A 16,138-nucleotide genomic window follows, 5' to 3' on the forward strand; every position below is an offset into this window, starting at 1 on the left:
ATTTTTTTTAAACCATATAAATAACAAAGTAATGGGAGCAATTGGAGCAGGTTTAGCAGTACTAGGTGCTGGTCTTGGTATCGGTATGATCGGTAAAGGAGCAACAGACGGTATCGCTAGACAACCAGAAGCCGCTGGAAAAATCCAAACTGCGATGATCATTGCAGCAGCCTTGATTGAAGGTGTTGCACTTTTCGCAGCTGTAATTGGATTTATGTCTATCGGAAGCTAATTAATCAAAATTGATCTGGTCTTGTTTGCATTAGGCATCAAGACCAGATTTTTATTTCAGACATTTAACGAAACTGACGTGGAACTAGTAACCCCGGGTATAGGATTAATATTTTGGCAAACGGTCGTTTTCCTCATTGTCTTTCTCATTCTTGCTGTTTTCGTATGGAAACCAATAGCAGGAGCGCTGAAGGCAAGAGAAAGCCAGATAGACGATGCCTTGAAAGCTGCAGATCTTGCAAAAGAAGAGATGGAGCAGATCAAATCTGACAATGAGTACCTTCTGCAGGAGGCGAGAGCTGAGCGTGATAAGATACTAAAGGAGGCTACTGATACTGCAATTCAAATCAAAGAGCAAGCCAAGAGTGAAACTTCTGCGATCGCCGAAAAGCTGATTGCTGAAGCAAAAGCCAGTATTGAAACAGAAAAGAGAGCTGCCCTTGCGGAGGTGAAAAACCTGGTAGCAGGTCTGTCTGTTGAGATTGCTGAGAAATTGCTCAGGGAGAAATTGTCTGATGACAAGTCGCAAAAAGCGCTCATCGACAAATTTTTGAAAGAAGTAAAAGTAAACTAAGATGTCTATTACCAGAATAGCAGCCAGATACGCTAAGCCCCTACTGGAGCTAGCCGATGAGAAGAAGGTAACGGAAGCAGTGAAAAATGACCTGGTCAATTTTTCAGACATCTGCGCGTCCAATAGAGACTTTGTGCTCATGCTAAAGAGCCCCATCATCACCAACTTCAAAAAGGCTGAGATTTTGAAGCAGATTTTCGATAAAAAAGTAAACCCGCTAACGGCTGCTTTTTTTGATATAGTCACTCGCAAGAACAGAGAGAAATATCTCCCTGAGATTGCTAGGGAATTCATGGTACTCTATAATCTCAAAATGGGATATCAGAATGCTACAGTGACTACCACCGTGAAGTTGGATGCGGATATGAAGAAGGCTTTTGAGAAGCTTGTTACAGAGCTTTCAGGTAAGAAGCCTCTATTAAGTGAAAAAGTAAATCCAGAATTGGTAGGAGGATATATCCTGCAAATGGGGGATCAGCAAATAGATGAAAGCTTGAGCGGCCACCTGGCTGATCTGAAGCTTAAATTTCAAAAAGAAACGATTTAATTAAACCCGTCCGAGAGGACAACAAAAGGATAAGATTATGGCAGATGTTCGACCTGATGAAGTTTCAGCGATCTTAAGAGAACAGCTCTCTCATTCAAAAACAGAAGCTGAACTGGAAGAAATCGGAACCGTGCTTCAAGTAGGAGATGGTGTAGCTCGTATCTATGGATTAACGAAGGCCCAGGCCGGAGAGCTTTTGGAGTTCAACAATGGCCTGCGGGCGATGGTATTGAACCTGGAAGCGGATAACGTGGGAGCGGTACTTCTTGGTGAATCAAGTGGTGTGAAAGAAGGAGATACCGTGAAAAGAACCGGTAGAATTGCTTCTATCCAGGTGGGCGACGGCATGAGTGGTCGTGTAGTGGATACCCTTGGAAATCCAATTGATGGAAAAGGAGCTATACAGGGCGAGCTTTTCGAGATGCCATTGGAAAGAAAGGCACCTGGTGTAATCTACCGGGAGCCTGTTAGTGAGCCTCTTCAGACGGGTATTAAGGCCATTGACGCGATGATCCCTGTGGGTAGAGGTCAGCGTGAGTTGATCATTGGTGATCGCCAGACAGGAAAAACTGCTGTGGCTATCGATACCATCATCAATCAAAAAGAATTTTACGATAGAGGAGAAACGGTTTATTGTATCTATGTGGCCATCGGACAGAAGGCTTCTACAGTGGCAGGTATTCAGGCGGCTTTGGAAAAGGCAGGCGCTATGGCCTATACTACCATCGTAAGTGCAGCGGCTTCTGACCCTGCTCCTATGCAGTTCTTCGCACCTTTCGCAGGAGCGGCCATAGGTGAGTATTTCAGAGATACTGGCCGTCCGGCGCTTGTGGTATATGATGACCTTTCTAAGCAGGCTGTTTCTTACCGTGAGGTTTCTCTGTTGCTAAGAAGACCTCCGGGACGTGAAGCATACCCTGGAGATGTATTCTATCTTCACTCAAGACTTTTGGAGCGTGCGGCTAAGGTGATCAACAATGACGCCATCGCTGCTCAAATGAATGACCTTCCTGAATCCTTGAAAGGAAAAGTAAAAGGTGGTGGGTCACTTACTGCCCTTCCGATCATTGAAACTCAGGCTGGAGACGTTTCGGCCTATATTCCGACCAACGTGATTTCCATTACAGATGGTCAGATCTTCCTTGAGACCAATCTTTTCAACTCAGGTATCCGTCCTGCGATCAACGTAGGTATTTCGGTATCACGAGTGGGAGGTAATGCCCAGATCAAATCCATGAAGAAGGTGGCAGGTACCCTGAAACTGGATCAGGCTCAGTTCCGTGAGTTGGAGGCTTTCGCCAAGTTTGGTTCAGACCTGGATGCTTCTACTAAGCGAACGATCGACAGAGGAAGAAGAAACCAGGAAATTTTGAAGCAGGCTCAGTACTCTCCATCTCCAGTAGAGGAGCAGATAGCCATCATTTATGCTTCTACCAAAGGATTCCTGGATAAAGTGCCTGAGGATAAAGTGAAAGCTTTTGAGAAGGAGTTCCTGACGATATTGAACAACGCACACAGACCTGTATTGGATGCCTTGAAAGCAGGTAAGTGGGAAGATTCATCTACAGATGTGCTGGCTCAGGTGGCTAAGGATCTGGCAGCACGATATATCTAAGCAATAAACCGAAATGGCGAACCTTAAGGAAGTAAAAGGAAGAATTCAGTCGGTCACATCGACACAGCAGATAACCAAAGCTATGAAGATGGTGGCAGCAGCAAAGCTGAGAAGAGCTCAGGATCGGATCACTCAGATGCGCCCCTATTCTCAAAAGCTATCTGCCATCATTCAGAATGTATCTGCCGGAGTGGATAGTGATCAGGTGGACAATCCATATGCTGAGGCAAAGGAAGTCGGAAAGGTGTTGTTGGTAGTCGTGACTTCTGACAGAGGACTTTGCGGTGGTTTCAACAGTAGTATCTTCAAGCACACCAAAGCTTTGGTGGCCAGGGAGTATGCTGATGTGGAAGCGGCAGGTAATCTGATGCTCATGCCTATTGGCAAAAAGGCTTACGATCATTTCAAAAAGCGTGGATATAACGTCATAGAGGATTATCATCATCTTTTTTCAAACCTGGATTTTGCACATGCATTGGAAGCTGCAGAGTTTGTAATGAGTGAATTTCTGGAAGGTGAATTTGACAAAGTGGAGATTATCTACAATGAGTTCAAAAATGTAGCCACTCAGATTGTCAGAAATGAGCAGTTCTTGCCAGTACAAAATGTATCTGCTGAAGATGATGCTCCGGCTGAGACAATTGACTATATCTATGAGCCGAATCAGAAATTTATCTTTTCTGAAATCATTCCCAAGTCATTGAAAATCCAGTTTTATAAGACTTTACTGGAGTCAAATGCCTCGGAGCAGGGCGCTCGTATGACTGCTATGGGTCAGGCAACAGACAATGCCGGTGAGCTGCTTAAGGAGCTGAAGTTGACTTATAACAGAACCCGCCAGGCAGCGATTACAAAAGAAATTTTGGAGATCGTTGGTGGAGCAGAAGCCCTCGCGCAGGGAGGATAATTGAACACCAAATGATCTGTTAAATGGATCATCTCTATAAATATTTTAGATGGCTCTCGTTGGACATTGTTCTGGGAGCCATCTTTTTTTTGTTATACCTGGAGCGATACTATGCGCTTCAGTTTTCGGTGCACGTTTATCTTGCTCTTGGCTCGGCCATTTGGTTGATCTATACCACAGATCACCTGATAGACGCCTGGAAAGTCTCAACCCCCTCAAGTGAACGTCACCGGTTTCATAAGAAGCACTTTTCCACTCTGGTGCTTGTTGGCGGATTTGTTCTTTCGCTTTCGTTGGTGAATATTCACTTTCTGGAAGTAGTGATCATTAGAAATGGTGCCCTGCTATCTGCGGTCTGCATCCTTTATTTGATGCTCGTGTATTTTTTCAAAGCGCTATGGGTGAAGGAAATTTTGGTGGCATTAGCTTATGCGGCTGGAATTTTTTTGGCACCCTTGTCGATGACGGAGATTGAGCTACTCGATTTCATTTTGTGTCTCCAACTTGCCGGCATAGCCTTTTTGAATCTAGTAGTATTCTCAGCGTATGATGAAAGTGCCGATCGCCGGGATGGGTTCAATTCGCTGGTGATTCGACTGGGGGATCAAAAGGTGCAAGTCGTGGTTTGGGTAACTGTGCTGAGTTTGATCCTGAGTTGTGGAGGCATTTACTTTTATACTGGAAATCCCATTCAGCTTTTATTTATGTCCATGATTGTTTTGCTCCTGTGGGTTCATTCATCACCGGCTTATTTCTCCAGGTTTGAGCGATTCCGGGTAGTGGGCGATGGTGTTTTCTATCTCGCCGGTTTATTCCTCCTGCTATGAGTTTTGATCGGGTGGCGTGGATTTATGATCAACTGGCCGGCTTGGTGTTTGGTTCGCAATGGGATCAGGTGCAACAGGCGCCAGTCGGTAATCTTGCAGGCAAGAGCCGGGTGTTAATTGTAGGGGGAGGCACGGGTCTTTTGCTCGATGCACTTCAGGATGTTGAGAAAATTGTCTTTTTAGAGCTTTCGGAGAAAATGATTGCCAGAAGTAGAAATAGAGGCTCACACCCACGGGTTGATTATGTACATGCTGATTTCTTTCAATGGGAAACCAGCGAGAAGTTCGATGCCATAGTGATGCCCTTTTTTCTTGATTGTTTTGGTACAGAGAAGTTGGAAGGTGCCATCTTCAAAGCCCGGACGCATTTGACGGAGAACGGAGAATTGCATGTCATCGATTTTCAATCAGCTTCATGGTGGAAGAATTCCCTGATCCACGTGATGTACCTGTTTTTTAGACTGTTTTCGAGCCTTGAAGGGAAGACGTTATTGAACATAGATGGCGCCATTCGAAATGCACAATTCGGGCAGAAGTCAGAATCTTTTTTGTGTGACAAATGGATTTTTTACAGCGTGTACCAACCCAACCGGATCACCTGATTCTTTTGGAAAGCGCTATCCTCGGAACCTCATGGAGGTCGCGGTAGCCCATCACAAACCAATCACCACCGTCCTTCAGTCGGAGTTTCTTTTTGAGCTCCTCTGGTTTAATGGGATAATTCTTATTGACCACATTGGCTTTCAATTCGGGCAAGTGTCTGCCGAGTTCTTTTTTACCGACATCTGACGCTACTACCTCAAAGACTCTTCCTGGAAAGCCCTCGATCAACTGGTCTGAGGTATAGAGGTGCGTATTGGGAGCGAGTTTGTCCACGTCGTATATACTCGTTAGGGACTTGAATGCGCCGGCTTTGAGGATCGCGCTATTGGGATCGTAGAGGTATCTTTTTACGGATGAAAATGTGACTTCCAGGTCCTTTTCTCCACTGAGTGTAAAGCTCAATGCCGGGTGTTCACTTCTGAGGTTGACGCATTTAATGAGAGGCTCAGAAATTTCCTTAAAGTTTAAAAGAAAAAGTACTTCCTTGACTTCATTCTTTACACTCACCACATGTATTTGATGAACATGCTGCAGTTGTTTCAGGCCCAATGTGATATCAATCATCGGTGCAGCTTTGATGAGCAGGAGGTCGGCTTTAGACTGAAAGAGAGGGAGTAGCTCCAAAACGTTTGGCGAACAGTTTTCAAAATGAAAAACCTGCTTTTTGGAGACATCCCGTCGGGCAGGGTCTATGAAAAAGTGGCCTCTACTTTCAAAACGACTGAGATAGTCTTCTGCACTGGCATTAACCACTTCAATTGCCCCATTGCCCAGCAGAGGGTGGTTGTGCTGGAAAACGTCACAGAGCCATTCGGAATGCTCTACATAGGTGGTATGGTCAAACTCCCGAGACATGGCAAGGGTATCTACTCCCATACCCCCCGTGAGATCCACCAGCATTTTCCCACTCATCAATTGGCTCTTGTATTCGGCAGTTTCCGGACTGGAGCATTGTTCTAAAGACAATGGAGGTGGGAAAATGACTCCAGGTTGATCAAGCCAATCTGGAAGCTTACCCTTGGCCTTTCGTCGACTGAGTATTTGATCCACTATCAGCTTCACCTGATCTTTGAACTGTGGGGGTGGGTTGAGGAGTAGCTTTTGTAAATCTGAATGCTGATTTTCCAGCATAAACTGCTGCACATCTTCCGAACCAAGAAATTCCAGATTATTCATAGACTTCTCCCCATTGTACAAAACAAAAGCGGCCTGAAGGTTAATCCCTCAGACCGCTAATTTATAGGCTATTCTTTTAATTAGAACACCAGGCTGTTTTCCAGCATGAATTCCGCAATCTGAACAGCATTAGTCGCCGCACCTTTTCTCAGGTTATCTGCTACTATCCACATGTTCAGGGTTTTTTCCTGAGTCTCGTCTCTTCGGATTCTTCCTACAAACACTTCATCCTTTCCATGCGAATTGATTGGCATGGGGTAGATATTGTTTTTAGGATCATCCTCCAGTACTACACCGGGAGCTTTGCTCAGAAGTGCTTTTACTTCAGCAACATCAAACTCCTCCTCAAATTCCACATTTACAGACTCTGAGTGACCTCCCATGGTAGGGATACGCACGCACGTGGCGGTCACCTGTACAGTGTCATCACCAAAAATCTTTTTGGTCTCATTCACCATTTTCATTTCTTCCTTGGTGTAGTCGTTGTCCAAAAACACATCGATGTGAGGAAGCACATTCATGTCAATTTTATATGGATAGACCATATCGCCTTCCTTGCCCGCACGCTCATTCATCATTTGATCTACAGCGGCTTTTCCGGTGCCAGTCACAGACTGATAGGTAGACACTACGATACGCTTGATGGTATAACGTTCGTGCAGCGGCCCGAGGGCCAGTACCATCTGAATGGTGGAGCAGTTAGGGTTGGCGATGATCCGGTCGTCGATCCTTAATACACCTCCATTAATTTCCGGAACAATAAGTTTTTTGGTAGGATCCATTCTCCAGGCCGAAGAATTATCGATCACGATGGTGCCATTTTCTGCAAACTTGGGTGCCCAGGTGATGGACGTACTACCACCAGCAGAGAACAGGGCTACATCTGGTTTTTGATCCACCGCATCCTGCATTGAAATTACCTTGTAGGTTTTGCCCTTGAAGGTCATCTCTTTACCTACGGAACGCTCCGAAGCAACTAACAACAATTCATCGAACGGCAACTCGCGCTGTTCAATGACCCTCAGCATCTCCTGACCCACCAGGCCAGTGGCTCCCACTACAGCAATCTTCATAATGATTTTATATTATATTGAACTATTTCAGGTTTTTATTTCCCTATTTTTAACAAACGGCGAATTTAATATAAGATGGCATTAAGAACCACTCTTTTACTTATTATCCTCATTAATAGTGTGTACGGATATACTCAGGTGACGGATAATTTTTCTGATGGCGACTTCACCAATGACCCGACCTGGAGTGGAGATGACTCCTATTTTGTAGTTACGGAGGAAAACAGACTGAATAGTAACGGGCCCAGTGACGCGGCAAGTGTGCTCCACCTTTCCACGGTCAGCTCGGTAATGGACTATACTATCTGGGAGTTTCTTTTGGATTTAAATTTCAATGGTACCACCTCTAATTTTTTCAGGATTTATCTCACTTCTGATAAGCTTGATCTGGAGGACAATCCCACGGGCTATTTTATTCAAATGGGACAAACCAGCGCCGATTATATCAAATTATTCCGGAATGATGCCGGCACTGTCCAGGAGATTGCTCAGGGAACCACGGGGTTTTCCAGCTCCATTATAGGCGAAGTGAGAATAAGGGTGATTCGGGACGTATTGGGCAACTGGACAATCTATGCGGACCCAAATGGAGCTCAGGACTTCCAGCTCGAAGCCTCCGTTTTGGACAACACATATACCTCAACCAATTATTTTGGGGTTTATTTTCAATACAGTACCACTTCAAGGTATGATGATTTTGGGTTTGATGACCTGGTGATTTCACAATTGGAAATGGACACAGTGGAGGTTCTTTCTGCTACGGAAGTGGTGGTATATTTTAATCAGCCGATAGACCAAACGGATGCGGAGACCACTGGAAGCTACACGTTGCCGGGCTATACCGTATCTTCAGCCACCCAATCTTCAGTAAGCGATTCGGTTGTCACACTCACTCTCGATGGTGGTACTCCATTGGTCACAGGAGATTACACACTTACCGTAACCTCTGCGCTGACAAGGAATAGTGATGCGACATATGACTTTTCTTATACACAGCTCCAGTTACAGTCTGCACTTACCCTATCGGAGACGGAGATGCTCCTCACCTTTAATGATGATCTGGAGGAGACTTCAGCAGAAACCCTGACCAACTATACCATTGACAATGGTATCGGGCAGCCAGCGGGTGTCAGTTTGAATGAAGATCGTTCTCAGGTGACACTCACTTTGAGTAATTCATTATACGAAGGGACCACTTTTGAGCTTACACTGTCCGGTATCCAAAATGAAACCGGGAACAGCGTTTTTGCCGGGACGGAGGATTTCACATTTGTAATCCCTGTTGTGATAGATAGTGCTGCTGCACAGAGTCAAAGCACTGTCCTGGTTATGTTTAATAAACCTTTGAATGAGACCATTGCAGAGGATGTTCTTAATTATTCGCTGAGTGGTGGTTTAGGAAACCCGATAAGCGCCACATTGCAGGATGGGAGCCAGTCCGTGGAATTAACTTTTTCTGAGAATTTGGCGGATGATAATTACGTGTTGACGATCAATGATGTGGAGGATTTGGATGGAAATATCATTGCGGAAAACAGCACCATCAGTTTCTCGTATCTTCATTTGGACATAGTTTCTGTGGTGCAGATTGGAGATGAATCTGTGCGAATCACATTTAACCAGGAGGTGGACCAGGCCACAGCTGAGATGGTTGGAAATTATTCTTTGTCTGAAATGGGGAGTCCTACTCTTGCATCTCGCTCCTCCGAAGACCTGTCAGAAGTCACTCTCACATGGGATGAACTCTATAACAGTGTCTACACCCTTTCCATCACAGGCATTTCAAACCTGATTCAGAATTCCGAACCATCAGAATTGTCTGCTCAGTTGGCCATCTCCAAAGCATCAGACTATCGTCAACTGCTCATTACAGAAATCATGGCCGATCCCACTCCTGTTGTTGGTCTGCCCGATGCGGAGTATGTGGAAATTTATAACCCCGGTTCTTTTAGTATCAATTTGGAGGGATTTGAGTTGAACGACGAACCTCTGGATTCTTTTATCCTTCAGCCGGGGGCCTATGCTTTGCTTACGGATGACTCCAACCTCGCGACTTTTGGTGTGACCAATGGAATAGCCATTACAAGTTTTGATGCCCTGACCAATTCTGGTGAGACGGTGTACTTGCGGGACCAGTTTGGCAACCTTCTGGACAGTGTCACATATGCTTTGAGTTGGTATAGGAGTGACGCAAAAGATGACGGTGGATATGCCTTGGAGCTTATTGACCCGTTACAACCCTGCTCCGACTCCCAAAACTGGATAGCCTCTGTGCACTCGAATGGTGGCACACCTGGGGTGCAAAATTCTGTTTTTGATGACCAGGACACCAGCGCTCCACAGCTTCTTTCGGTGACTGCCCTTAGCGATGATCAATTGACTTTGGTGTTTTCTGAGCCCATGGAGGCTTCAAGTGTGACTACTGAATCGTTTGACCTGGAAGGATATGCTTTCACTTCGGTATCGGCAGTTAGTTACACCACCTTTTCACTACAGCTCTCCGCAGATCTGATTTCTGAGCGTTCGTATACACTGACCGTTTCCAATGTCTCGGATTGCCGTGGAAACATTCTGACTGATCAGAATATCTCCTTTTATCATGATACTCGGCCGCCCCAGTTCAGTCGGGTACAGGTATTGACCTCCCAGACGGTTGCTTTGATTTTTTCTGAACCACTCAATGAAGCCATAGCTGAAGATGAAGCCAACTATTCGATTACTGGCTATACAGTGGATCAGGCATTGTTGCAAGACTCTGCGACTCACCGCGTCCATGTTAGTTTCAATGAGGAGTTTGAGCTAGAAGCGAACTATTCACTGACTTATAGCCAGCTTGAGGATACACTTGGAAATGCTCTGGTTTCCGCTAACGCCTTTTTTGAATACCAGGATCAAATTGACACGGCCTATGTGGTAGCTCCCAACCTGCTGGCATTAAGGTTTACTGAAGCTTTGGAAAGCACTTCGGCCACTAGTTTTGTCAATTACTGGCTGGAGGATGCCAAAAGTCGACCTGTGGAAATTGCCCTGAGTGAGTCGGACCCGAAGTTGGTCCATTTGGCCTTTGGAGCCAATTTCTCTGAGAATAAGGACCTGAGAATTTTTATTTCAAACATTAAAAAGTCGATAGACAATAGTTCTTTAGTCACTCCAGCATATACTTTTAAATATGACACCAGAGCCGCAACCATCGCTTCCCTGTTGGTGAAAAATGACTCCCAATTGATCATCACCTGGAGTGAGCCGATGGAGGTGCAAACCGCCACTACCTCATCGTATTATGAATTGGAAGATGATGAGCAGCCCATTGAAATCCTCCAACTGAGCGATACGGAGTATGAGCTCACTTTTGCCAATCACTTTGAAATTGAAGGACAAAAGCGCCTTTCAGCAAAAGGCATGAAAGACCGCTACGGAGTGGAAGTTACTACCACCCGGAATGTGGATTTTACCTATGACCCACGCCCTCCTTCTATCAATATGGTGAGACTCATTGATCCTGAGAGATTGAAAATTTCTTTTTCTGAAAAGGTGTCTTTAGGCTCTGCGACCTCACTAACGAACTATACCATGGAAGGAGAAAACCCTCTGGCCGCGGAACTCTTAGGTCCGGATTCAGCGAAGGTGGTCCTGACTTTTTCTTCTATTGAGAGTAAACCAGAGGGACAGTTGATCGCTATTGGCCTATCAGATCAGGTGGGGAACATTTCTGATGCTGACACTATTTTGGTCAATACTCAGAATCCCAACATGGTGAGTCTTGTGCCTGAAACGGATTCTTCTTTTGTGTTGACCTATAGCCACTCTATGAATCCTGTTGCCTTTGAAAAGAGCAGCTATTCCCTGGATGGATTTACCATTGCCGAAGTAAGTCAACGAGATGACTATAGCGCGGTATTTACCGTGGATGAGAAATTTACAGAGGGAGATAGTCTGAAGCTCACCGGTGATGTGATCGAGGGAGCTAACAATGAATTAGTGCTGAGTCCGTTCGTTTCCACCCGGTTCACCAGTTATTTTGAGGGCTATGATTTACTGGATGAGCAAACCCTTTGGGTAAGATTTGATACGGAGTTTTCTTCTATGAGTAAGACAGTCTTTACCATAGAAGGGAATAGCATCAGTTTGGTGAATATTGATCCTGAGGAGCCAGGTTCTGTACGGGTATTATTGTCGACACCCCTGGAACCCAATGTGCCATTGATGCTTGAATGGGCCGGGATTTCAGATAAGTTTGGTCGGCGTTTGCCTGATTATCGATTGTCTGTAGAGAGGGATACACAAAAACCGGAAGTCAGTGATTTGGAAAGTGAGTATCTGGGAAAATTGACACTGACTTTTACCGAGCCCATGGATGAGTCTTCTCTCAAGGCCATCAGCAATTATCGGTTGTTGGGCAAAGGTCATCCTGCGGCCATCACAGTGGTCGATGATCATAGCGCCTTACTTGATTTCGACAATGGCCTGGAGGTAGGGGTAGGTTACGATCTTTTGATTCTTCCGATTTCGGATGTTGCGGGTAATTACAGTGTGCAGGATACGGTTGCCTTTTCTTACCAACCTCCGGCGTTTCCGGCATATGGCGATATTGTGATCAATGAGCTGATGATTGATCCCAGCCCGGCGGTCGGTCTTCCTGAGGTGGAGTATATTGAACTTTTCAATGCCAGTAGTCAAGCCTATGACCTTAGAGGGCTGAAAATTGGAGATCCATCTGTAGAAACCATTCTCCCCGCATATGTCCTTGATCCCGAAAGTTATGTGCTAATAGTGGCGACTTCCAGTAAGTCATTATTTTCAGGGTCTAACATTTTGGGGATATCGGGTTTTCCATCTTTGGGAAATACCGGGGACCATGTTTTACTAAAAACCATTTTTGGAGACCTGGTGGATGACGTGAATTATGAAACCAGCTGGTATGGAGATCCATTGAAAGATGATGGAGGGTTTAGCCTGGAGCGTATTGATCCCTGGGGAATGTGCCCGGAGGCCATCAACTGGCAGGCCTCTACCCACTCGCTGGGAGGAAGCCCGGGGGAGGAAAATTCCGGGTATCGGACCGGATCGGATGCAGATTTGCCAATGATCGAGGGCTTTATGGCCCTTTCTACCAGCCAGTTTCAGATCAGTTTCGATGAGCCCATGGATAGCTCATCCCTTCTCACCATGATCATCACCATGACCGGGTTTGAAATCGAAGAAAGAACTGTAGGGGGTGACTACTTCACCGAACTGACGTTCTCATTATCTACGCCTGTCGCTTTAGGTGAAACCTATGAGCTGGAGGTAAGTGGCGCATCTGATTGCAGTGGTAATCTAATGGAGCCTGAGACGATAACCGTTGGTTTTGGTAGGGCGCCAGTACCAGGGGACCTGATCATTACAGAGATCATGTCCGATCCCGACCCGGTGGTAGGCCTGCCGAATAGCGAGTTTATTGAAGTCTACAATGCCACTGACGAACTGATCAGCCTGAGCGGAGTTCGCTTGCGGGATGCCACAAGTTCTACTACCCTGCCGGATGTGAATGTGCCGGGGGGTGCTTATTTTATTCTTTGCCCGTCTACGCAGGTGGCGGCCTTTTCTCCTTATGGTCTTACTGTGGGGGTGACTAGCTGGCCATCACTTAACAACACCGGAGAAGCGCTTTCTCTTTTTAAAGATGTGACTATCGCGGCAGTGACCTATTCCAATGACTGGTATGAAAATTCAGAGAAATCAGATGGTGGCTACTCTTTGGAGCTCATTAACCCTTTCGGGGTTTGCCCTGGGGGTGCCAATTGGTCAGAGACCACTGATCCGAGCGGAGGAACACCTGGTCGCCAAAACTCTGTGTATAGTTTGGAGCCGGATAGTGAAGTGCCAGTGTTGAAGTCTTATAGTACTCCTGATGAGCTCACGATCCGCTTCACCTTCAGTGAGCCTATGGATAGTGCCTCCCTGATGGGAGCAACCGTCGAAGGGGTGACCCTCTCCTCGAGAGTGGTGACCACAGCTGATTTCGATGAGCTACAAATCACCTTGTCGGATCCTCTGCCAAAGGGCTCACTGGTGGAGATCACGATCTCAGGTGCGTCAGATTGCAGCGGCAACCTAATGGAGCCTGAGACGATATCCGTTGGTTTTGGCAGGGCGCCAGTATCTGGAGACTTGATCATTACCGAGATCATGGCCGATCCCGACCCGGTGGTAGGCTTGCCGAATAGCGAGTTTATAGAAGTCTACAATGCCACTGACGAACTGATCAGTCTGAGCGGAGTTCGCTTGCGGGATGCCACAAGTTCTACTACCCTGCCGGATGTGAATGTGCCGGGGGGTACTTATTTTATTCTTTGTCCGTCTACGCAGGTGGCGGCCTTTTCTTCTTATGGTCTTACTGTGGGGGTGACCAGCTGGCCATCACTGAATAACACTGGAGAAGCGCTTTCTCTTTTTAAAGATGTCACTATAGCGGCAGTGACCTATTCCAATGACTGGTATCAAAATTCAGAGAAATCAGATGGTGGTTACTCTTTGGAGCTCATTAACCCTTTCGGGGTTTGCCCTGGAGGAGCCAATTGGTCAGAGACCAATGATCCCAGCGGCGGAACACCTGGTCGGCAAAACTCCGTCTATAGCCTGGAGCCTGACAGTGAGGCTCCAATAGTGATTTCATTGGAGGTGCTGGATGAGACGACCATCCGCTTCACATTCAGTGAATCAATGGATGGCGAGTCGTTACTTGGAGCAGATATCACCGGCTTATCGGTTTCAGAGACACGGCTGGTAGATCAAGATTTCACTATACTGGAAGTACTCCTCAGTAGCCCTTTGCCGAAAGGAGTGAGCGTAGAGGTTGGGCTATCAGGCCCCTCTGATTGTTCAGGAAATCCTATGACCGCCCGAACTTTCGTCGTAGGACTGGGTGATATTCCCGGGTTTAACGATCTTTTGATCACCGAGATCATGGCAGATCCGGAGCCGGTGGCGGGGTTACCCAATTCCGAATATTTTGAATTGTATAACGCCTCTGACAGGTTGCTTACGCTAAAAGATGTGGAGCTTCACGATGCGACCAATACAGTGACATTACCCGCTGTGGTGATCCCACCCGGAGGTTATTGGTTCTTCACTCCTTCGTCTTCTCTGGGCCTCTATGGGGAGGTGACCAATCAGTCTGCGGTCAGTGGCTGGGCCACCCTCAATAATACAGGGGAGTCATTGTCACTCTGGTATGGTAGTCAACTTGTTTTTCAGATTACCTACAGTGACGACTGGCATGATAGCGATGAGAAGTCAGGTGGTGGCTATAGTCTGGAAATGAAAGATCTTTCCAATCCATGTGGCGGTTCGCTCAATTGGGGAAGTAGCATGGCCTCTGCCGGAGGTACTCCGGGGCAGGAGAATTCAAACAAGGAGAGGGTACCGGATAATTTTGGGCCTAATCTGACCGGTGCATTCGCCATTGCAGCTGACACTGTGCTTTTGATTTTTGATGAGGGGTTGGATCCGGATGTTACAGCGTCCATTGAGCTCTCGTTTGATCCGGAACTCTCCTATCACACTTCCATCCTCAATGCAGACAGGACCGAGGTGAAGGTGGCTTTGAATGGGGAGCTCAAGGTGAATCAGTCCTATGGCCTGACCGTCATGGGTGTGACCGACTGTAATGGAAATGAGATCAGGAAAAACACTGCCAGCCTGGTTTTGCCAGATGAGGCTGTCGCCGATGAGTTGATTTTGAACGAAATTTTATTTGATCCAAGGCCAGAGGGGGTTGATTTTGTGGAAGTGCATAATCGTTCAGAAAAGTACATCGACCTGCAGGGCTGGGGCATTGGAAGATTAACCGAAGATCTGCAGACTAGATGGATAAGTCAACGATATATTTTGAAGCCGGGAGGATTTGTGGCGATTACTACAGATTCAGTGATTGTGAAAAATCAGTATCCGCAAGGCGTAAATAAGCAATTCCTGCAGATTAGCTCCTTGCCTACTCTACCGAATGATGCGGGCACGGTGGTATTATCGAGCCCGACTGGAGAAATTGTGGATCAGTTTTCATACGAGGACGATTTTCACCTGAGTTTTTTAGAGAGTGTGGATGGGGTGTCACTGGAGCGGATCTCAGCGGATGGTCTTTCTCAGGATGCCAACAACTGGACCTCTGCGTCATCAGCCGCCGGCTATGCCACTCCTGGCTATATCAACTCTCAGGCCTTCGAGGCACGGACATCCAATGCCAGGGTGACGATAGATCCCAAGGTATTTGTGCCGGGGAGTGCAAATCCCGCGTATCAGTCCTTCACCACCATCAATTATCAGTTTGATAAAGGAGGTCAGTTTGCTAACATCACTGTTTATAATCAAATGGGCCAGCCGGTAGCGGAGCTGGCCAGAGGCACTTCGTTGGGTACCTCCGGTTTTGTGCGATGGGATGGTACCACCGGTGCCGGGGACCGTGTGCGGATGGGTTATTATGTGGTCTTTTTCGAATTGTATGATGGCAGTGGGAGCAAGCAAATACTCAAGGAAACGGTGGTCGTAGGTAGGTAGATCTACTGATTCTTACATCCTTAACTTGTTTTAAATGACCCATTTGTGAA

The 16,138-nt window shown here is 46.4% G+C and carries 10 protein-coding genes; 8 read left to right on the forward strand and 2 right to left on the reverse strand.

What is annotated here, in order from left to right; translation table 11 throughout:
• Nucleotides 1–31: 31 nt before the first annotated feature.
• From atpE to GV030_RS21190, 7 genes are read left to right on the forward strand one after another with little or no spacing between them, the layout of a single operon-like run.
• Nucleotides 32–232: an ATP synthase F0 subunit C gene (atpE, locus tag GV030_RS21160; RefSeq protein ID WP_159585451.1), complete on the forward strand. Its 201-nt coding sequence runs from the start codon at nucleotides 32–34 to the stop codon at nucleotides 230–232.
• A 21-nt stretch (nucleotides 233–253) separates the two neighbouring features.
• The gene (gene atpF, locus GV030_RS21165) at nucleotides 254–805 is read left to right on the forward strand and encodes a F0F1 ATP synthase subunit B (protein ID WP_370519089.1); all 552 of its coding nucleotides are present in this window, start codon (nucleotides 254–256) and stop codon (nucleotides 803–805) included.
• 1 nt (nucleotide 806) lies between these two features.
• On the forward strand, nucleotides 807–1,352 hold the full coding sequence (atpH, locus tag GV030_RS21170; RefSeq protein WP_159585453.1) for an ATP synthase F1 subunit delta: 546 nt from the start codon (nucleotides 807–809) through the stop codon (nucleotides 1,350–1,352).
• Between the two features lie 37 nt (nucleotides 1,353–1,389).
• Entirely contained in the window at nucleotides 1,390–2,967 is a 1,578-nt protein-coding gene (gene atpA, locus GV030_RS21175) for a F0F1 ATP synthase subunit alpha (RefSeq protein WP_159585455.1), read from the forward strand.
• Between the two features lie 13 nt (nucleotides 2,968–2,980).
• Nucleotides 2,981–3,874 (forward strand): ATP synthase F1 subunit gamma, encoded by an 894-nt coding sequence (gene atpG / locus GV030_RS21180; protein ID WP_159585457.1) that lies wholly within the window; start codon nucleotides 2,981–2,983, stop codon nucleotides 3,872–3,874.
• A 23-nt stretch (nucleotides 3,875–3,897) separates the two neighbouring features.
• Nucleotides 3,898–4,701 (forward strand): hypothetical protein, encoded by an 804-nt coding sequence (locus GV030_RS21185; RefSeq protein WP_159585459.1) that lies wholly within the window; start codon nucleotides 3,898–3,900, stop codon nucleotides 4,699–4,701.
• The gene (locus GV030_RS21190; RefSeq protein ID WP_159585461.1) at nucleotides 4,698–5,303 is read left to right on the forward strand and encodes a class I SAM-dependent methyltransferase; all 606 of its coding nucleotides are present in this window, start codon (nucleotides 4,698–4,700) and stop codon (nucleotides 5,301–5,303) included. Before GV030_RS21185 ends, GV030_RS21190 begins: the two co-directional genes overlap by 4 nt.
• On the opposite strand, the gene GV030_RS21195 is transcribed toward GV030_RS21190, so the two are convergent.
• Together GV030_RS21195 and GV030_RS21200 are read right to left on the reverse strand one after the other, a co-directional pair.
• Complete coding sequence (locus GV030_RS21195) at nucleotides 5,296–6,480, reverse strand: hypothetical protein (protein WP_159585463.1); 1,185 nt, start codon at nucleotides 6,478–6,480, stop codon at nucleotides 5,296–5,298. The genes GV030_RS21190 and GV030_RS21195 overlap by 8 nt on opposite strands.
• Nucleotides 6,481–6,560: 80 nt before the next feature.
• Nucleotides 6,561–7,553: an aspartate-semialdehyde dehydrogenase gene (locus GV030_RS21200; protein WP_159585465.1), complete on the reverse strand. Its 993-nt coding sequence runs from the start codon at nucleotides 7,551–7,553 to the stop codon at nucleotides 6,561–6,563.
• A 75-nt stretch (nucleotides 7,554–7,628) separates the two neighbouring features.
• Between GV030_RS21200 and GV030_RS21205 the strand changes: the two genes are divergently transcribed.
• On the forward strand, nucleotides 7,629–16,088 hold the full coding sequence (locus tag GV030_RS21205; protein ID WP_159585467.1) for a lamin tail domain-containing protein: 8,460 nt from the start codon (nucleotides 7,629–7,631) through the stop codon (nucleotides 16,086–16,088).
• Nucleotides 16,089–16,138 lie beyond the last annotated feature (50 nt).

Origin of the sequence: Marinoscillum sp. 108 (genome assembly GCF_902506655.1) — a bacterium.
Classification (GTDB): domain Bacteria; phylum Bacteroidota; class Bacteroidia; order Cytophagales; family Cyclobacteriaceae; genus Marinoscillum; species Marinoscillum luteum.